The following is an 18,558-nucleotide window of genomic DNA, read 5'->3' as shown; positions in this document are numbered from 1 at the left end:
GCCCCGGCTACCTTTGGCGGCGATTGCCGAAGACCTGGGCCAAAGCCAGCAGGAGGATCGAGAGGACGATGAGGCAGGTCGAGATCGCGGCGATGGTCGGATCGACCTGGTCGCGGAGTGCGCTGAACATGCGCCGGGTCAAGGTCGTGGTCTCGCCGCCGGAGATGAAGAAGGAGACCACCACCTCGTCGAAGGAGGTGATGAAGGCGAACAGGCCGCCGGAGACGATCGAGAACTGGATCTGCGGCCGGGTCACCTGCCAGAAGGCCTTGAAGCGGCTGGCGCCGAGGCTGCGCGCCACCCGCTCCTGGTTCATGTCGTAGGTCCTGAGGCCGCTGAGCACGGTGATCACCACCAGCGGCAGGGCCTGCACCGTATGCGCGATGACCAGGCCGGCGATGGTGTTGTTGAGCCCGATCTTGGCATAGAGAAAGAAAGTGCCGATGCCGACCAGGATGACCGGCACGACCAGCGCCACGGTCAGCAGCAGCATGATGGCGCGGCCGAAACGCAAGCCGCCGGCGTTCAAAGCATAGGCCGCGGCAACCCCGATGGGTGTGGCCAGCAGGGTGGTGAGGATCGCCACCTTGACCGAGACCAGGGTCGCGTCGCGCCACTCGACCGCACCGAAATAGGCCTCATACCAGCGCAAGGACCATTTCTCCGGCGGGAACTGCAGCAGGGTCGCGTCGGAAAAGGACATCGGGACGATGATCAGCGAGGGCGCAATCAGGTAGAACAGCGTCAAGCCGCCGACCAGGTAGAGCCAGAGCCGGCTGCGGTGCGGGATCGGCAGGCCGAGCTCGGCGCTCATCGCACGCTCCAGGCGCCGGTGACGCGCGATCCGACCAGCTTCTGGAACAGCGCCAGCAGGCCGAGCGTCACCACCAGCAGCACGACACCCAACGCACTCCCCGCCCCCCAGTTGCTGTAGAGCCGCGTCGTCTGTTCGATCCGCATCGCCCACATGATGACGTTGCCGCCGCCCATCAGCGCCGGGGTCACGAAGAAGCCGAGGCAGAGCACGAAGACGGTGACCAGGCCCGAGGCGAGGCCCGGCAGCGAGAGCGGAAAGAAGATCTGCCAGAAGGCGGCGACCGGCCCCGCGCCGAGATTCATGCCGGCCCTGACATAGTCGAGATCGATCGACCGCATCGAGGCATAGAGCGGCAGGATCAGGAAAGGCAGCAGGATATGGGTCATGCCGATGACCACCCCGGCGAAATTGTTGGCGAGCGAGATCGGCTGGTCGATGACGCCGAGGTCGATCAGCCAAGTGTTGAGCAGGCCTTTCCGTTGCAGGATCACCAGCCAGGCATAGGTCCTGACCAGCACCGAGGTCCAGAACGGCAGGATCACCAGGAACATGCAGAACGCCGCCCAGCGGCGCGGCAGTTGCGAGAGCATGTAGGTGACCGGATAGCCGATGATGAGGCAGAGCACGGTCACCAGGAACGAGACCTTGAAGGTGGTGATGAGGGTCTTGAGATAAGAAGGCTCGGTGAAGAAGCGGCGATAGTTGGCGTCGCTCAAGGCGCCCTGCGCGTCGAACAGCGATTGCCAGAACAGCCACCCGACCGGCATCACGATGACCAAGGCCACCAGCAGCAGGCCCGGCGAGCAGAGGATCAGGAGAACGGCGGATTCACGCCGCTCGCCTTGCGCCAGGACATCGGCATTGCGGGTCATTCGTCACCCGTGACCACGGTGGCGTCCTCGGCATTGAACTTCAGGCGCACCATTCCGCCGGGCTCGGGCAGCAAGGCCAGCACGTCGCTGCGGCAATAGTCACGCAGCATGATCTGCCGGCCGTCGGGAAGTGCCGCGTAGCAGAGGAAGCTGTCGCCCTGATAGACAACGTCGCGCACCACGGCGTCAAGCATGCTTTCGCCTGCAAATGTGTTGCCGTTGCTGAGGCGCAGCTTCTCCGGCCGCACCACCATCCAGCCCGGCCCGGCCGGCAGCGGCGTCGCCACCTTGAAGCGCTGCCCGCCATACCAGGCGCCGTCCGGCTTGCAATCGACCGGAATGAAATTCGATTCGCCGACGAAGCTGGCGACGAAGCGGGTCGCCGGCCGGGCGTAGAGCGTCTCCGGACTGTCGAGCTGCTCGATCCGCCCCTGGTTCATCACCGCGATGCGATCCGACATGGTGATCGCCTCGCGCTGGTCATGGGTCACGTAGATCGTCGTCATCCCCAGCCGGCGATGCAGGTTGCGGAGCTCGATCTGCATATGCTCGCGCAAGCCCTTGTCGAGCGCCGAGAGCGGCTCGTCCATCAGCACGATCTTCGGCTCGAACACGATCGCCCGCGCCAGGGCGATACGCTGGCGCTGGCCGCCGGAAAGCTGGTCCACCCGGCGCTCGGCCAGCTCGGAAAGCTTCACCAGGTCGAGCGCCTTCTTCACGCGCTCCGCGATCACCGCCTGCGGCAGCTTCCGCTGCTTCAGCGGGAAGGCGATGTTGTGGAAGACGTTCATATGCGGGAAGAGCGCATAGTTCTGGAACACCATGCCGATGTTGCGCTTATGCGGCGGCATCGCGATCACTTCCTCGCCGCCGATCCTGATGCTGCCGGCATTGGCGCGGACGAAGCCGGCCAGGATCATCAGCAAGGTGGTCTTGCCGGAGCCGGAGGGCCCGAGCAGGGTCAGGAACTCGCCCGGCGCCACGTCGAGGTCGAGCTGCTCGAGAACGGTGATGTTGCCGTAACGCTTGGCAAGGTCGCGGATGCTGATCGGCAGCGCGGTCAATACAAACTCCCCTGTCTCCTTTCGACCGCTATCGCGATCGACATTTTTTCTCGTCATCCTCCGCGAACGCGGAGGATCCACGAGTTTGCAGCCGTCGCACGAGAGAAACTCGTGGATGGTCCGCCTGCGCGGACCATGACGACTGTATATGGCCGAACAATGCGCGGCGGAAACGGCAACGCGCCGTCTCCGCCCAGGTCATCCGTTCATTGCTGGATCAGGTTGTTGAGCTTCTCGGTCGCCTCGACCAGGTGCTCGCCCCAGAAGACCGGATCAAGCAGCACCTGCTGTTTGGCGTTGTCCGGCGCGGAGGTGATGCCGGCGACCTTGTCGGCCGGGATCTTGCCGGTATCGAAGGCCTTGAGGTTGACCGGGCCATTGGCGATGTAGAGCGGCAGGTTGGCCTGGATCTCCGGCTTCAGGAACATGGCCAGCGCCTTCATGGCGAGATCCTTGTTCTTGGCGCCCTTCGGGATGACCATGCAATCGGCGCTCAGTACGCCCTGGTCATAGGAAAAGGCGATCGGCGCGCCCTCGGCCTTCAAGGTGCTGGCGCGGCCATTCCAGATGCTGGCCATGTCGACTTCGCCATCCTTGACGAGCTGCATCGCCTGGGCGCCGGAGCTCCACCAGGCGTTGATATGCGGCCGGATCTTATCGAGCGACTTCAGCGCGCGGTCGATGTCGAGCGGGAAGACCTTGTCCATCGGCACGCCGTCGGCGAGCGTCGCCACAGTCAGCGTTTCCGAGGTCATCGCGCCGCTCAAGGCGCGGCGGCCGGGGAACTTCTCGACATTCCAGAAATCGGCCCAGGTCTTCGGCCCGGCGTCCTTGTAGACGTCGGTTCGGTAGATCAGCACGACCGAGTAATAGGTGATGCCGACCCAATCCGGGTTGACCAGCTTGGGATCGATGCCGGAAGCGTCGATCTGGCTGTAGTCCAGCTTCTCGAACAGGCCTTCCTTGGTGCCGCGCGCGCATTCCTCGGAGCCGAGCTCGACCAGGTCCCACTTCACCGCATTGCCGGTGACCTGCAGGCGGACGTCGTCGAGGCCGTTGGTGGTGTCTTCCTTGATCGTGATGCCGAGCGCGTCCGCGGTCGGCTTGAAGAAGGCCTTGGTCTGCGCCTCCTGGTACGAACCGCCCCATGAAGCGACGGTGATCGAGTCCTCGGCCTGGGCCGAGCCGGTCGCAAGCGCCGCCCAAACGGTCAGTGCCGTCGCCGCACCCAGAATCCTGCGTTTACTCATTTTATGCCTCCTGCCAATGGTTTATCGTTGTCTTTTTGGTACGCGAAATTGTATACAAAAATGAATGTAAAGAGCCCTCAGGCAGGCGTCAATTGGGAGGGCACAAGAATCTCGCTTGGCCCCCGCTTTGCCTGCATGCTGCGGCAGCCGCTTTGGGAACCGGGAATCGGATGCCGCCGAGAAGGAAGAACACGCTTCGTGACTCCGTCTATGAGTCGGTGAAGCAGATGATCGTGACCGGCCAGCTTCCGCCGGGCGCCCGCATGACCGAGGCCGAGCTTGCGGAGAAGCTCAAGGTGAGCCGCACGCCCGTTCGAGAGGCGTTGAACCGGCTGGAGCGCGACGACCTCGTGACCGGGCGGCCGCGCCAGGGCTATGCCGTGAAGGCCTTCGACCTCGACATGTTCCGCGAGGCCTTCGAGGTGCGCGAGCTGCTCGACGGCTACGCGACCGAGCTCGCCACCGCGCGGATCACCGCCAAGGGCAAGGCCAGGCTTCGCGCCATGGTGGCGGAATGCGAGCGGCTGGCGGCGGCGCCGCAGCGCAATTCGCAGGACATGTTCAAGGAGCTGCAGGTCGGCATCGATCTCCACCGCGTGATCGCCGAGATCGGCGGCAACGAGATGCTGTCGGGGATGATCAACAAGATCCTGGACAAGTGCCAGCACTACGTCTGGATGGAGCTGCTCTGGCTCGACGAGTGGAAGCTCACCCGCCACGAGCATACCGCGATCGTCGATGCGATCTGCGCCGGCGATGCGAAGCGCGCCGGCGACCTCGCCCGCCACCACGTCCGCGGCTCGCGCAACAACATCCTGCGAATGCTGGAAACGCGAACCGGCTACCAGAAATTCCTGGTCACGGCCTCCTAGGCGAACTCCGCGATCACCGCCATGAAATCCTGGGCGTAGCGCGCCACCTTGCGCTCGCCGATGCCGGGGATTTCGAGGAAGGCGTCGCGGCTCTGCGGCTTCCGGCGCGCGATCTCCGCCAAGGTCGCGTCGTGGAAGATGACATAGGGCGGCACGTTCTGCGCCTGGGCCAGCGCCCGGCGGCGCGCCCGCAACGCCTCCCAGAGATTCTGATCGAGATCCTGGGCGCCGGCCGGCGCACTCAGCTGGCGCTTGCGCCCTTTGCCGCGCTCGGCGGGCTTGCGGAGCATCACCTGCTGCTCGCCCTTGAGGATCGGCCGCGCCGCCTCGGTCATGGTTAGCACATTGAAGCCGTCGCCCTCCACCTTGAGGAAGCCCAGCGAAATCATCTGGCTCGAGAGCGCGCGCCAGTCGTGCAGCGAGAGATCCTTGCCGACGCCGAAGGTCGGCAGATTGTTGTGGCCGTAGTGGATCACCTTCTCGGTCTCGTTGCCGCGCAGCACGTCGATCAGATGGGTGATGCCGAAGCGCTGGCCGGTCCGGAGCACCGCCGAGAGCAGCTTCTGCGCCGGCACGGTCGCATCCCAGGTTGCCTGCGGGTTGAGGCAGAGGTCGCAATTGCCGCAAGGCTGGGATTCCTCGCCGAAATAGCCGAGCAAGGCCATGCGCCGGCATTCCGGCGTCTCGCAGAAGCGGAGCATGGCGTCGAGCTTCCTTTGCTCGACGAATTTGCGTGCCTCCGGCGCATTGGAATCCGCGATGCGCTTGCGGAGCAGCATGACATCGCCGCGGCCGAAGGCGAGCCAGGCATCGGCGGCGGCGCCGTCGCGCCCCGCCCGCCCGGTCTCCTGGTAGTAGCTTTCGATGCTGGAGGGCAGATCGAGATGCGCCACGAAGCGCACATCCGGCTTGTCGATCCCCATGCCGAAGGCGACGGTCGCGACCACCACCACGCCGTCATCGGTGATGAAGCGGTGCTGGTTCTCGCGCCTTTCCTCCTGGGTCATGCCGGCGTGATAGGGCAGCGCGTTCACGCCATGACCGCGCAGCCAGCCGGCCACCTTTTCGGTCTTGTTGCGCGACTGGCAGTAGACGATGCCGGGCTCGTCCTTGTGCTCCTTCTCGATGAAGTTGAGGAGTTGGCGCTTGCCGTCGATCTTCTCCACCAGCTGGTAGCGGATGTTGGGCCGGTCGAAGCTGGCGCGGTAGACCTCCGCCTCCTCCAGCTTCAGGCGCTGGATGATCTCGCGCTGGGTGTCGTGATCGGCGGTGGCGGTAAGCGCGATCCGCGGCACGTCCGGGAAACGCTCGTGCAGGATCGAGAGCTGGATGTATTCCGGCCGGAAGTCGTGGCCCCACTGCGAGACGCAATGCGCCTCGTCGATCGCGAACAAGGCCGGCTTCAGGGTGGAGATCAGCTCGAGGAAGCGCGGCGTGGTCAGCCGCTCCGGCGCCACGTAGAGCAGTTTCAGCGCGCCCTTGCGCAACTGCTGCTCGATCTCGCGCATCTCCTCGAATTGCAGGCTCGAATTGAGGAAAGCCGCGGGAACGCCGAGCTGGCGCAGGGCGGCGACCTGGTCCTGCATCAGTGCGATCAGCGGCGAGACCACGAGGGTGACGCCTTCGCGCAGCATGGCCGGGATCTGGTAGCAGATCGACTTGCCGCCGCCGGTCGGCATCAGCACCAGCGCGTCGCCGCCGGCACTCACATGGCGGATGATCTCGGCCTGGTTGCCGCGAAAATCGCGATGGCCGTAGATCTTGTGGAGGATGTCCTCCGCCCTCTGCAAGAGGGTGGCGGCGGTCGTTGTTTCCGATTGTGTTCCGACCGCCATCCTGGACCCCGGGGCGCGCGGCGACCGCCGCGCGCCGGTTGCTGTTAGAGCGTCTTCATCACCGCTTCGGCGCTGGAAACCTCGAAGGCGCCGGGCGCCTCGACATTCAAGGTCCTAACCTTGCCGTCCTCGAGCACCATCGCCCAGCGGCTGGTGCGCAAGCCCATGCCGTAGCCGGTGCCGTCCATGGTGAGGCCGGTCGCCTTGGCGAAATCCGCATTGCCGTCGGCCAGCATCATCACCTTCTCGCCGGCATTCTGTGCCTTGCCCCAGGCGTCCATCACGAAGGCGTCGTTGACCGAGAGACAGGCGATGACCTCGACGCCCCTCTTCTTCAGGTCGTCGGCATGGGTGACGAAGCCCGGCAGGTGCTTGGCCGAGCAGGTCGGCGTGAAGGCGCCGGGCAGGCCGAACAGAACGGCCTTCTTGCCCTTGAACAGATCGTCCGTCGTGGCGGTCTGCATGCCGTCCTTGTTCATGTACTTGAGGGTGACGGAGGGGAGCTTGTCGCCGACCTTGATCGTCATCGGAAGTTCCTTTCAGCTTCAGGCAGTATGTCGGGAAATTCGAACCGGAACTTAGCCCGGCCGGGCGGCGAAATTCAACCACCCGTCGCTTGGCGGATGGCCTGCTCCACGGCGTCGGAGGTGAGCAGCTCCGGCAACACGATGCCCTCCGGCGCCTTCGGTCCATAGACCACATTCAAAGGAATGCCATAGCGGTTGAAATGCGCAAGATAGCGGCTGATCGCCGGGTCGGGCCGGGTCCAGTCCGCCACCATGGGGACGACGTCCGCCCGGTTGAGGCTGGCGCTCACAGGAGGACGATCGATCACCAGGGTCTTGTTGGCCTTGCAGGTGAGGCACCAGTCGGCGGTGACATCGACGAACACCACCTTGCCCGACGCGACCAGGTCCGGGATCGCCGCCGGATCGAAGACCTGCCAGTGCACTGCCTCGCCCTGGGCCTGGTCGGCGGGGGTCGCGCGCAGGATGCCGAGCTGGCCCGCCAGCACCCAGCCGAGCCAGAGCGCGGTCGCGGCCATGCTGACGCCGAGCATCTTGCGGAGCCAGACCATCCAGCGGCCGGGCCGCGGCAGCATCACCGCGAGATGCGGCGCCGCCGCGACCGCGAGATAGGGCAGCGCGAGGCCGACCGACATCGCCAGGAAGATCGCAAAGATCTCGGTGGTGCCGCGCGACAAAGCGAAGCCGATCGCCGTGCCGACGAACGGCGCCGAGCACGGTGTCGCCAGCACGGTCGCGAAGACGCCGGTCAGGAAGGCGCCGCGCATCTTGTGTTGGCCCGCCCGGCGATCGGCGGCCAATGCCAAGTCGCCGGCCAGCGCCGGCAGCGGCACTTGAAAGAGGCCCCAGAGGTTGGCGGCGAAGACCAGGCAGATCGTCGCCAGAACGCCCAGGAAGACCGGTTGCTGGAACTGGATGCCCCAGCCGATCTCATGGCCCGCGAGCTTCAATCCCACGAGCGACGCGGCCAGCGCCAGAAAGGCGGAGACGATGCCGGCAGCGGTCGCGAGGAAGCTCAAGCGCACCTGCCCGCCCTCCCCGCCGCCATGCTGCAGCACGGAGGTGAGCTTCAGCACCAGCACCGGCAGCACGCAGGGCATCACGTTCAAGATCAATCCGCCGAGCAGCGCGATGCCGAGGATCAGCAGCAGCGGCGATGCCTCCGGCGCAACCGGCGCCGCCGCGGCGTTCGACAGCAAAGCGGCCGGCGCCAGGCTCGGCAGATTCACCTTGGCCTCGAGCCCGCGCTCGCCGTCGGTCAAGGTCAGCGTGAGATTGCCCGCCGTCTGCGACGTATCCGTCGATGGCTCGATCGGCACGGTGAGCGTCGCATGCCGATCATTGTCGCTCAGTGAAACATCCGGCTTTCCGAACAACAGGCTGGCCGGCCCCTCGACGAGCAAATCGGGATCGCTGAAATTCTGGCCGTCGCTCACCGCTTCGGCCACCAGCTTGTTGCCGGCCTCGACGCGCACGTTGGTGAGCTGCAATCCCGCGCTGCGTCCGTCGCCCGGCACCATGGCCTGGAAACGGTTGACCAGCGGCGCCTGGTCGCTCGGGCCAGGCGGGCCGGCGGGGATGTCCAGCGCGAGATCGGCGTCGTAGGGGATGCAGACCTGCTCGCAGACCAGGTAGCGCAGATGGGCGCGTAGCTTCACCGCCTCGCCCGGCCGCTCCGGCGTCACCGCGATCGGGTAGACCACTTGGTCCTTGTAGCCGAAGGTCTGCAGGCCGAAGAGCTCAAAGCGGTGCGGCGTCGGGTACTGCAGCTCTGCGGCCGCCACATTCTCCGAGCCGTCGAATTTGAGCTCCGGCGGGAAGCCGGCATCGCCCGGCGAGCGCCAATAAGTCTTCCAGCCGGATTTGAGGGTGATCTCCAGCCCGGCCGGCAAGGCCTTCAAGTCCCCTGCCCCGGTCACCGCGGTCACCAGGCGCGCCGCGCTCTGCTCGGTCGCCACCGCGTTGCCCGCGCCCGATTCGGCATGCGCGATGCCTGCCCACAGGAGGGCCAGCAGGAGCATGGCGCCGGAAGCACACTTGCGGGTCAAGCTATTGTGATTCCGCTGCTTATTTGGATCCGCCGGTCTTGATGTCGCATTCATCATTTGCCAACTTTCGAGGCGGATTATAGGCTTACTCAACGATGGTTAAGGTCACGAAATGGTGGCTGCGACCAGATGGCGTGCGAGAGGGAAGCTATGGGTAAAACTGTTTCTCATCAAGGCTTTATGACCGGAGAATTGCTGGTCGCGATGCCGCAGATGCGCGACGCCCGCTTCACCCGCTCGGTCATCTATATCTGTGCCCATACCAGCGACGGCGCCATGGGCCTGGTGGTGAACCGGTTGGTCGGCTCCCTCACCTTCCCGGACCTGTTGCAGCAGCTCAACATCGACGCCCACGGCAAGGGCGAGCATATCCGCATCCGCAGCGGCGGTCCGGTCGAGACCGGGCGCGGCTTCGTTCTGCACAGCACCGACTATGTCGATGACGCGACCCTGAAGGTCGGCGACACGGTCGGGCTGACGGCGACCATCGACATCCTGAAGGACATCGCCTCGGGTTCCGGCCCGCGGCGCAGCCTGCTGGCCCTGGGCTATGCCGGCTGGGGTCCGGGCCAGCTCGATCAGGAGCTCCAGGCCAATGCCTGGCTGACCGTGCCGGCCGACGAGGAGCTGATCTTCGACGACGCGCTCAACGACAAATGGGAGCGCTCGCTGAGCAAGATCGGCGTCGATTTCACCTTCCTCACCGGCGAAGCCGGCCACGCCTGAGCGCGGTCAGGCGTTCTTCAGCATCTCGGTATAACGGCGCTGCATTTCCGAGGGCTCGACCACTTCTATCGAATGCCCGATCAGCCAGTCGTAGCCGAAGGGATCGCGCACCGCACCCGAACGCTCGCCGTAGAAATGATCCGCCGCCGGTCGGACCAGGGTGGCGCCGGCCGCAATCGCCCGCGCCATCAGCGCATCGCAATCCTCGACATGGATATGGATGCACATCTTCACATCGGCAGGCTCCGGCGCGGTGATGCCGTATTCCGGAAACTCGTCGGAGAGCATCAGCGTGTTGGGGCCGAAGGCGAGCTCGACATGGCCGATCCGCCCGCTCGGCTCGACCAGGCGAAACCTCTCCGCGATGCCGAAGGCTTCCTTATAGAAGCGGATCGCCGCCGCGGTGTCCTTCATGCGGAAATAGGGATACATCTCATGGATCTGCATGGCTCTTCTCCTGAGGTTGAGAAGGTCAATCTGCGCGCGCCGGCCAGAAGGGTATTGAACGAATTTACCGGCGCTTCTCCGGGACATGGCGACCGGCCCCGCCGGCCTTGCGATATTCGCCCGGCGAGATGCCGGCGAAATCGCGGAAGTCGCGGTTGAAATGCGCCTGGTCGGCATAGCCCGCCGCCTGCGCGATCTCTGCGAGACCGGTGTCCGGCTGTTTCTCCAATCGCAACAGTACCCGGCCGAAACGGGCGAGGCGCGCATAGCGTTTCGGCGAAAGGCCGACCGACGCCGAGAAGCGCGCGATGAATGGCGGTGGCTACAGTCGAGCGCCACCGCCACCTTGCCGACTGGCCGCCGATGCGGTTGACCCATCTCGGCAAGCCGACCCATTGGATCTGGGACGACACCACGCCCGGCATCGCCAAGGGCGATCTCGTGATCGTCGTCTCCGGCGGCGGCTCGATCGGGCATATCGACTATGTCTTCGACCGCGCGGCCGAGGCCGGCGGCGAGATCGCCGTCATCACCGGCGATCCCGCCGGCGTCACGCCCAAGAAGGCAAAACTGGTGCTGTTCCTGCCCGCCGCGGTCTACAAGGGAAAGGCGGAAGTCGTCGCCTCCACGCAACCCATGGGCAATCTGTTCGAGCAGGCGCTGTTCATCCTGTTCGACCAGATCGCGGTAGCCCTGGCTGAACGAATGGGCATCTCCAGGCCCGCCATGGAAGCTCGGCATCGCAATGTCGAGTAGATTTATATGATCCTTATCAATATCTTAGCCTGACGCAGTGCGGTCGTTAGGGAATTGTCAATTTGATCTTGATCATGCTTCACTGAAACCAGCGCCGGGCAGCGGCGTTGCATCTTCGAGTGTGCGACCGATCGAGACCGGTATGAGCTGGCATCGCAGGCGTCAGATCATCACTCTTCTGTTCGGGGCCGGGATCGCCTTGCTGATCGCATTGGCGGGCGTTTCCGTCTATCTCGACAACCAGGCGGTCAAGCGCAGCGCCGAGCTGTCGCAGATCCGCGACCACACCGATGCGGCCCAGCGCGTCCTGGTCGCCCTGGTGGACATCGAAACCGGCGTCCGCGGCTATCTGATCACCGGTGAATCGAGTTATCTGGCGCCGCTGTTCCGCGGCCGCGACCAGATCACCAACCTGCGCGCGGTGATGGGGCCGGAGATCGATCCCTGGTCCGCGCCGGGTTACAGCGAGCTCACCCTGGCGCAGTTGATGACCCGGCGACAGAACCTGATCGACAGCCTGCTGGAAACGGCCAGGGTCAAGGGCTTCAACATGGCGCGCGAGGAGCTGCGGCTCGGCGAGAGCAAGTTCCTGATGGACCGCATGCGCGCGGTGCTGACCTACAAGATAAACATGTTCGAGGAAGAGGCCGATCGCACGCAGCGGAGCGCCGACTATTACGCCGAACTGCACTCGTTCCTGGTCGTCGCGTCGCTCGGTATCGCCATCCTGTTCTCGATCGCCCAGTTCTTCCTGTTCCGCAGCGAGGTCAGTGGCCGCGGCGCCGTCGAGCAGGTGCTGCGCCGGCGCAACGAGGATCGTCACCAGGTGACCGAGATGTCGACCGCGCTGCAGCTCGCCGATTCCCGGCACGAGGCCTACGCCATCATCGCCTCCTTTGCGCGGCGGATGATGACCGAGGTTTCGGGCGTGCTCTACGTCTACACCGCCTCGCGCGACCAGCTGACCCGGGTCGCACAATGGAGCCGGAAGGGCGAGGCGCATACCTTCGCCGAGCAGCTGCATCCGCAGGAATGCTGGGGTCTGCGCCAAGGCAGCCGCCATGACGGCTGTGCCGGGGAGTCCGGCGCCGCGACCGATGCGGCGCCGATCACCTGCCGCCACCTGGACGGCGAGGACGAACTCGGCCCCTATGCCTGCATCCCGATCGTCGGGCGCGGGCAGATCCTCGGCATGCTGCATCTCCGCGGCGAGATCCTGCGCAGGCGCAAGACCGCCGCGGTGCTGGACGATACGATCGAGCGCCTGACCGACCAGCTGTCGCTGTCGCTCACCAACATCGAGCTGCGCGAGAAGCTGGAGAACATGGCGCTGCGCGACGGTCTGACCGGCCTCTACAACCGCCGCTTCCTCGACGAGACCCTGGAGCGCGACCTCTCGAAGCTGCAGCGCGACCGGAAATCAGGCGCGGTCCTGCTCCTCGACGTGGACCATTTCAAGCGCTTCAACGACACGCACGGCCATCAGGCCGGTGACGAGGCCCTGCGCCGCGTCGGCACGGCGCTCCTCGCCTCGGTCCGGCAGAGCGACGTGGTCTGCCGCTACGGCGGCGAGGAGTTCCTGGTCTTCCTCCCCGACTGCAACACCGCCCAGGCGACCGCCAAGGCGGAGAAGATCCGGGCCGCGGTACCCGGAACATCGATGACGATGGGCGAGCGTGTCATTCCCTCGGTCACGATCTCGATCGGCCTGGCCATGTTCCCGGCCCATGCCCAGACCCGTGCGCTCCTCCTCCAGATGGCCGACCGCGCGCTCTATCAGGCCAAGGCGGCGGGACGCAACCGCGTGGTGGTGGCTGGCCCCGAGCCGACCCCAGCACCTGTTGCCGCGCCCGCCGAGGCTGCCAAGTAGCATCTTCCGCCCGGAGAAGCGGATCGTCTAAGCTCCGGCGCAAAGATCGAAGCGCAGGGGAAATCCGTTCATGAAGATCGCCGAATACGCCGGCTATGACGCGACCGGTCTCGCCGAGCTTGTGGCGAAGAAGCAGGTGACGCCGAAGGAGTTGGCGGAGACCGCGGCCGCCGCGATCGCCGCCGCCAACCCCAAGGTCAACGCGGTGGTGGAGACCTATCCCGACCGGATCGAGGGGCTGGACGAGAAGACGCTGCCGGACGGTCCCTTTCGCGGCGTGCCCTTCCTGATCAAGGATATCGGCCAGCATCTCGACGGGCGCAAGTTCGAATGCGGCAGCCGGCTGATGAAGGGCTTCGTGGTCGAGGGCGACAGCCATGTCGGCAAGCTGTTCAAGGAATCCGGCCTCAACATCATCGGCCGCTCCAACGCGCCGGAATATTCGATCGCCGGCACCTCGGAGAACGCGCTCTACGGCAACACCTCGACGCCCTGGCGCGAGGGCTATTGCGCCGGCGGCTCGAGCGGCGGCAGTGCGGCGGCCGTGGTTGCGGGCATGGTGCCGATGGCGCATGGCTCGGATATCGGCGGCTCGATCCGCATCCCGGCGAGCTTCTGCGGCGGGGTCGGGCTGAAGCCGTCGCGCGGGCGGGTCTCGGCGGGGCCGCGGGTCGAGGAAGGCGGCTGGGGCCTCGCCATGAATCTCGGTCAGACCAAGACCATCCGCGACACCGCCGCCCTGCTCGACGCGATGGCGAAGCCGCAGGTCGGCGATCCCTTCTGGATCCCGAAGCCGGAGGAAAGCTATCTCGCGCTGATCAAGAAACAGCCGAAGAAGCTGAGGATCGCCTGGTCGGTCGATCCGGTGATGGACTGGCCGGTGGACAAGGAGGTGGCCGCGGCGGTCGAGCGGACCGCGAAGCTGCTGCAGTCGCATGGCCACGAGGTCTGGGAGGAAGCGCCGGAGTTCGATGGCGAAGAGGCGAGCCGGAAGATGCTCGACGTCTGGTTCTTCGGCTTCGCCGACAATCTCGATGCGGTCGGCGCCAAGCTCGGGCGCAAACCGGGGCCGGAACACCTCGAGCCGGTGACTTTGAAGATCTACGAGCATTCGAAGCGCATCACGCCGGCGCAATTCCTCGCCAGCCACAACATGATCAACACGCTGCGGCGCAAGCTCGGCAAGCTGATGGCGAAATGCGATGTCTGGATCTCGCCGACCACGGCGCATGTCGCCGAGCCGAACGGGCTCTACAACCAGGGCCGCGAAGGCGTCTCGGCGGAAGAGTTCCTGGTGACCGCCGACCGGCCGCTGCAATTCACCTTCCAGCACAATGTGATGGGCACGCCGGCGATCTCGCTGCCGCTGGCGATGCATTCCCACGGAATGCCGATCGGCGTGCAGCTCGGCGCCAACCCGGCGCAGGAGCATATCCTGCTGCAGCTCGCCGCCCTGCTGGAGCAGGAGATGCCCTGGAAGGACCGGGTTCCGCCGCTGCATGTGACGCGGACGTAATTATCTTGCGTTCGGCATCGGCAAGAAATCGCGACCGATCAAAGGCTTGGATATGGGATTGACGTCGCTCACACCGGGGTGTACGGTCTTGACGACCTCAGGAGCGGCGAAACGGAATCCGCCCGCAGCTTGGGCGCGGGCTTGGGGTCAGCCATGAAAATTGCGGAATACGCGTCCTTCGATGCGACCGGCCTAGCCGGCCTGGTGCAGAAGCGCGAGGTCAGCCCGACCGAGCTCGCGCGCGCGGCGGCGGATGCGATCCAAGCGCTCAACCCGAAGATCAACGCGGTGGTCGAGCTCTATCACGACCGCATCGACAGCTTGGCCGAGAGCACGCTCCGCCCCGGCCCCTTCCATGGCGTGCCCTTTCTGATCAAGGACATCGCCGGGCATCTCGACGGCCGCAAGGTCGAGTTCGGCAGCCGGCTCTGCGAAGGCCTGGTCACCACCGACGGCGACACCAATCTGGGGCGGATGTTCCAGGAGGCCGGGCTCAACATCATCGGCCGTTCGAACGCGCCCGAGTTCTCGATGTCCGGCACCACCGAGAACGCGCTCTACGGCAATACCTCCACGCCCTGGCGCGAAGGCTACAGCGCCGGCGGCTCCACCGGCGGCGGCGCCGCGGCGGTCGCGGCCGGCATGGTGCCGATGGCGCATGGCTCGGACATCGCCGGCTCGATCCGCATCCCGGCGGCCTTGTGCGGCGGCGTCGGGCTGAAGCCGTCGCGCGGCCGGGTCTCGGTCGGCCCGAAGATCGACGAGGGCGGTTGGGGCCTCGCCGCGAATTTCGCGCAGACCAAGTCGATCCGCGACACCGCTTTGCTGCTCGATTGCATGAGCGTGCCGCAGCCCGGCGATCCCTTCGTCATTCAGCGGCCGTCGGAGACCTACGCCACCCTGATCGGCTGGGCGGCTCCGCGTCTGCGGATCGGCTGGTCCGCGAAACCGCTGAACGACCGCCCGGTCGATCCGGAGATCGTCGAGGCGGTGAAGCGCACCGCGAAGATGCTGAGCGGCCTTGGCCATATCGTCGAGGAGGATCACCCGGACTATGACGGCGAGGACGCGGCGCAGCGCATGCTCGACGTCTGGTTCTTCGATTTCCCGAAGCGGATCCACGACCTCGCCGCGAAGACCAAACGCAAGCCCGGCCCGGATACGCTCGAACCGGTCACGCTGAAGATCTACGAATACGCCAAGACCATCTCGACCGACCGTTTCCTCGCTTCGCATGCCAGCTTGAACGCGATCCGCCGCAAGCTCGGGCCCTATTTCCAGCGCCACGATCTCTGGCTCTCGCCGACCACCGCCGCGGTGGCGGAGCCCTGGGGCCATTACAATCTCGGCCGCGACGATCTTTCGCCGCAGGACTACATGGCACATATCTTCCGCCAGATCCAATTCTGCTTCCCCCACAACGTCATGGGCACGCCGGCGATCTCACTGCCGCTGGGGATGCACAGCACGGGGTTGCCGATTGGGGTGCAGCTCGGCGCAAGGCCGGGCGAGGATCATCTGGTGCTGCAGGTGGCGGCGCAGCTGGAGCGGGAGATGGGGTGGGAGAAGCGCGCAGCGACGATCAGCGCTCAGGGGGCTCGATAGCAATGTGCAATGCACGACACCGCTGCTTTGCGCTGCTTCTAGTTTGCGTCGGATTCCTCGCGGGCTGCGCGGTAGACAAGAAGTTCGAAGGCATCACTGTCAGTCGGAACGGCAAAGGCACATCGCCCTACCTCTACAACGCCATGGGTTCGCTCGAGTTTGCCGGTCAGAATCCGGTCGTCAAAGCCACCAAAGTCATGAACGCCGCTTGTCCGCAAGGTCAGCCAACCTTGCTGATGGCTGATGGGCCAGAGTTCAAGATTGAGAACAGCAGTCGGAGCATGCTTATAGCGATCTTTAGCTGCAACCAGTTGATCCCTGGTGTGGAGTGATGCTCACCATCCACCACCTCGGCCGGTCGCAATCGGAACGCATCGTCTGGCTCTGCGAGGAGCTGGGCATTCCCTATGAGTTGAAACGCACCGAGCGCCGCGCCGACAACCGGCTGGCGCCGCCGGAATACAAGGCGCTGCACCCGATGGGGATCGCGCCGGTGATCACCGACGGCGACCTCACGCTCGGCGAGTCCGGGGCGATCGTCGAGTATGTCGTGCAGACCTATGGCGACGGCAGGCTGGTGCTGAAGCACGGCGATCCTGGCTTTGCCGATTATCTCTACTGGTTCCACTTCGCCAATGGGACTTTGCAGCCGACGCTCGGGCGGATGATGGTTCTGGAGCGGGTCGATCCGGCCGGAACCAGCGCGCCGATGCAGGCGGCAAAGGAGCGGCTGGCGCTGGTCTTCTCGACCCTGGAGCAGCGACTGGGCGAGGCGACCTGGCTGGCCGGCGATGCCTTCACCGCGGCGGACATCATGTCGGTGTTCTCGCTGACCACGATGCGGCTGTTCCGGGCGATGGATCTTTCGCCCTATGCTAACATCCTCGCCTATCTGCAGCGGGTCGGGGCACGGGCGGGGTATCGGCGGGCGATGGCCAAGGCGGAACCTGGATTTGCGCCTCTTCTGAACGCCTGAAGCAGTCTTTGCGCGGATAGGTCAACCCCCACCCCAACCCGCCCCCATCTTGGGGGCGGGGGACGGCACCGGTCTTCTACTTCAGGATACGTGGCAGTATGATTTCGCGGTGATCTCGTTGGCGGCGTCCCCGCCCCCAAGATGGGGGCGGGTTTGGGTGGGGGTTGACGCCTACCATGTCTCGATACCTCTTTGACGATCCCGGTGAGCGGCGCAATCGTGCGCGCACGGTGAAGCGCGCCAAGGACCTGCGGCGCAATATGACCGAAGCCGAGAAACTGCTGTGGTCGAGAATCCGGCGGGATCAGATCGACGGGTTGCCGTTTCGCAAGCAAGTGCCGATCGGGGATTTCATCGCCGACTTCGCCTGTCTGCCGATCGGACTGGTGATCGAGGTCGATGGCGGGCAGCATGATGCGCAGAAGGACTACGACGATGCGCGCACCGCGGTGTTGGAGAGCCAGGGGAATCGGGTGCTGCGGTTCTGGAACAATGAGGTGTTGGGGAATATCGAGGGGGTGTTGGCGGTGTTGGTGGAGACGTGTCGGAGCCTGAAGCAAACGTCACGCGGATAGGTCAACATGGTCCGCGAAGGCGGACCATCCACGAATTTCGGGGTGCAGGTCTCGACCCCTCAAGGCATTGGCGAGCGAAGGAAGCACCGCATAATCAATTCAATCTGCAGCCGCTCGGCTCTAGCAGCCGGTCCAGGGGCCGCGGCATTACGTCCTGGGGATGACCGCGGAAAGGTCGCAATTCGGCCTTGCAAGCGCCGCGAAGCCAATGCAACCTCCCGTTACATTTCACCAACGGTGGGGACCGTATCTTGATGACATTTCTGCGCACCGGCCTGGCGGCTGTGGGCCTGGCCGGGCTTCTCTTCCTGACCGCCTGCAACTCGTCAGGCACGCTGGCGGTGGCAACGCCCAAGGCCGAGCCGATTCCGCCCGGCAAGGTGGTCGCCTTGAGCGTCACCGCGGCCGAGGACGAGGACTCGCAGGACGCCGCCGGACGGTTGCAAAACGATCTATTCGGCCGGCTGGTGACCGCGGGCCTGTTCAAGCAGGTGGTGCAGGCGGGACAGCCTTCGGATTATCGAATGACCGTGGCGCTGAGCGGGGTCGACAAGGTCTCGCAGGGCGCGCGCATCTTCCTCGGCGTGTTCGCCGGATCGAACGAGCTCAAAGCCGACGTGACCCTGTTCAACGGCACCGGCGGCGTGGTGGAGAAGTTCGCCGTCACCGGCGAATCCGCCTCGCACCCACTCTCCGACGAGAACGGGCTCGACGACGCGGTGCGCGAGGCCGCGACCAAGGTGGTGCAGGCGCTGCGGTAGGCCTCCGCTCTCCGATTGACCGCGCGCTGGATTTGAGCAGC

Annotated in this window: 19 protein-coding genes; 10 read left to right on the top strand and 9 right to left on the bottom strand. The window is 65.2% G+C overall.

Annotation, left to right across the window (positions count from 1 at the left end; all coding sequences use genetic code 11):
• Positions 1-7 precede the first annotated feature (7 nt).
• The 4 genes from ACH2CY_RS04205 to ACH2CY_RS04190 all read right to left on the bottom strand — a co-directional run bounded on the left by ACH2CY_RS04205 (position 8) and on the right by ACH2CY_RS04190 (position 4,003).
• Entirely contained in the window at positions 8-814 is an 807-nt protein-coding gene (locus ACH2CY_RS04205; RefSeq protein ID WP_395016269.1) for an ABC transporter permease, read from the bottom strand.
• Positions 811-1,689: an ABC transporter permease gene (locus tag ACH2CY_RS04200; RefSeq protein ID WP_395016266.1), complete on the bottom strand. Its 879-nt coding sequence runs from the start codon at positions 1,687-1,689 to the stop codon at positions 811-813. Before ACH2CY_RS04200 ends, ACH2CY_RS04205 begins: the two co-directional genes overlap by 4 nt.
• Positions 1,686-2,753, bottom strand: a complete 1,068-nt coding sequence (locus ACH2CY_RS04195) for an ABC transporter ATP-binding protein (protein WP_395016263.1) — start codon at positions 2,751-2,753, stop codon at positions 1,686-1,688. Before ACH2CY_RS04195 ends, ACH2CY_RS04200 begins: the two co-directional genes overlap by 4 nt.
• Before the next feature lie 206 nt (positions 2,754-2,959).
• Positions 2,960-4,003 carry an ABC transporter substrate-binding protein gene (locus ACH2CY_RS04190; RefSeq protein ID WP_395016261.1) on the bottom strand — a complete coding sequence of 348 codons (1,044 nt, stop codon included), beginning with the start codon at positions 4,001-4,003 and terminating at the stop codon, positions 2,960-2,962.
• Positions 4,004-4,173: 170 nt separating this feature from the next.
• On the opposite strand from ACH2CY_RS04190, the gene ACH2CY_RS04185 reads away from it, so the two are divergent.
• Positions 4,174-4,875, top strand: coding sequence for a GntR family transcriptional regulator (locus ACH2CY_RS04185; RefSeq protein ID WP_395016260.1), 702 nt, complete (start codon positions 4,174-4,176; stop codon positions 4,873-4,875).
• On the opposite strand, the gene recQ is transcribed toward ACH2CY_RS04185, so the two are convergent.
• The 3 genes from recQ to ACH2CY_RS04170 form a co-directional block, all read right to left on the bottom strand.
• On the bottom strand, positions 4,872-6,710 hold the full coding sequence (gene recQ / locus ACH2CY_RS04180) for a DNA helicase RecQ (protein ID WP_395016258.1): 1,839 nt from the start codon (positions 6,708-6,710) through the stop codon (positions 4,872-4,874). The two genes, ACH2CY_RS04185 and recQ, sit on opposite strands and share 4 nt — an antisense overlap.
• A 44-nt stretch (positions 6,711-6,754) precedes the next feature.
• Positions 6,755-7,237: a peroxiredoxin gene (locus ACH2CY_RS04175; protein ID WP_395016256.1), complete on the bottom strand. Its 483-nt coding sequence runs from the start codon at positions 7,235-7,237 to the stop codon at positions 6,755-6,757.
• Positions 7,238-7,311: 74 nt separating this feature from the next.
• Positions 7,312-9,285 carry a protein-disulfide reductase DsbD family protein gene (locus tag ACH2CY_RS04170; RefSeq protein WP_395016253.1) on the bottom strand — a complete coding sequence of 658 codons (1,974 nt, stop codon included), beginning with the start codon at positions 9,283-9,285 and terminating at the stop codon, positions 7,312-7,314.
• Positions 9,286-9,435: 150 nt separating this feature from the next.
• Between ACH2CY_RS04170 and ACH2CY_RS04165 the strand changes: the two genes are divergently transcribed.
• Positions 9,436-10,011: a YqgE/AlgH family protein gene (locus ACH2CY_RS04165; RefSeq protein WP_395016252.1), complete on the top strand. Its 576-nt coding sequence runs from the start codon at positions 9,436-9,438 to the stop codon at positions 10,009-10,011.
• A 6-nt stretch (positions 10,012-10,017) separates the two neighbouring features.
• Here ACH2CY_RS04165 and ACH2CY_RS04160 read toward each other — a convergent pair whose 3' ends face one another.
• A complete protein-coding gene (locus ACH2CY_RS04160) occupies positions 10,018-10,458 on the bottom strand; it encodes a VOC family protein (RefSeq protein ID WP_395016250.1) in 441 nt (146 codons plus the stop codon).
• Between the two features lie 64 nt (positions 10,459-10,522).
• Positions 10,523-10,768 (bottom strand): helix-turn-helix domain-containing protein, encoded by a 246-nt coding sequence (locus tag ACH2CY_RS04155; protein WP_395016554.1) that lies wholly within the window; start codon positions 10,766-10,768, stop codon positions 10,523-10,525.
• Between the two features lie 2 nt (positions 10,769-10,770).
• Here ACH2CY_RS04155 and ACH2CY_RS04150 point away from each other — a divergent pair, with 2 nt between their 5' ends.
• The 8 genes from ACH2CY_RS04150 (at position 10,771) to ACH2CY_RS04115 (ending at position 18,517) form a co-directional block, all read left to right on the top strand.
• On the top strand, positions 10,771-11,214 hold the full coding sequence (locus ACH2CY_RS04150; protein WP_395016249.1) for a 6-phospho-3-hexuloisomerase: 444 nt from the start codon (positions 10,771-10,773) through the stop codon (positions 11,212-11,214).
• A gap of 142 nt (positions 11,215-11,356) precedes the next feature.
• Positions 11,357-13,084 (top strand): diguanylate cyclase, encoded by a 1,728-nt coding sequence (locus tag ACH2CY_RS04145; RefSeq protein WP_395016247.1) that lies wholly within the window; start codon positions 11,357-11,359, stop codon positions 13,082-13,084.
• Between the two features lie 70 nt (positions 13,085-13,154).
• The gene (locus ACH2CY_RS04140; RefSeq protein ID WP_395016245.1) at positions 13,155-14,600 is read left to right on the top strand and encodes an amidase; all 1,446 of its coding nucleotides are present in this window, start codon (positions 13,155-13,157) and stop codon (positions 14,598-14,600) included.
• Positions 14,601-14,753: 153 nt separating this feature from the next.
• The gene (locus ACH2CY_RS04135) at positions 14,754-16,205 is read left to right on the top strand and encodes an amidase (RefSeq protein WP_395016242.1); all 1,452 of its coding nucleotides are present in this window, start codon (positions 14,754-14,756) and stop codon (positions 16,203-16,205) included.
• The gene (locus ACH2CY_RS04130; RefSeq protein WP_395016565.1) at positions 16,160-16,537 is read left to right on the top strand and encodes a hypothetical protein; all 378 of its coding nucleotides are present in this window, start codon (positions 16,160-16,162) and stop codon (positions 16,535-16,537) included. Before ACH2CY_RS04135 ends, ACH2CY_RS04130 begins: the two co-directional genes overlap by 46 nt.
• A complete protein-coding gene (locus tag ACH2CY_RS04125; RefSeq protein WP_395016240.1) occupies positions 16,537-17,181 on the top strand; it encodes a glutathione S-transferase family protein in 645 nt (214 codons plus the stop codon). The genes ACH2CY_RS04130 and ACH2CY_RS04125 overlap by 1 nt, the downstream gene beginning before the upstream one ends.
• A 176-nt stretch (positions 17,182-17,357) precedes the next feature.
• Positions 17,358-17,756 (top strand): endonuclease domain-containing protein, encoded by a 399-nt coding sequence (locus ACH2CY_RS04120; RefSeq protein ID WP_395016239.1) that lies wholly within the window; start codon positions 17,358-17,360, stop codon positions 17,754-17,756.
• 254 nt (positions 17,757-18,010) lie between these two features.
• Complete coding sequence (locus tag ACH2CY_RS04115) at positions 18,011-18,517, top strand: DUF4410 domain-containing protein (RefSeq protein WP_395016237.1); 507 nt, start codon at positions 18,011-18,013, stop codon at positions 18,515-18,517.
• Positions 18,518-18,558 lie beyond the last annotated feature (41 nt).

Origin of the sequence: Dongia sp., assembly GCF_041905885.1 — a bacterium.
In the GTDB taxonomy this organism is placed as follows: domain Bacteria; phylum Pseudomonadota; class Alphaproteobacteria; order Dongiales; family Dongiaceae; genus Dongia.
Note: the sequence above shows the minus strand (reverse complement) of the source record. Positions and strands in the feature narration are given on the sequence as shown.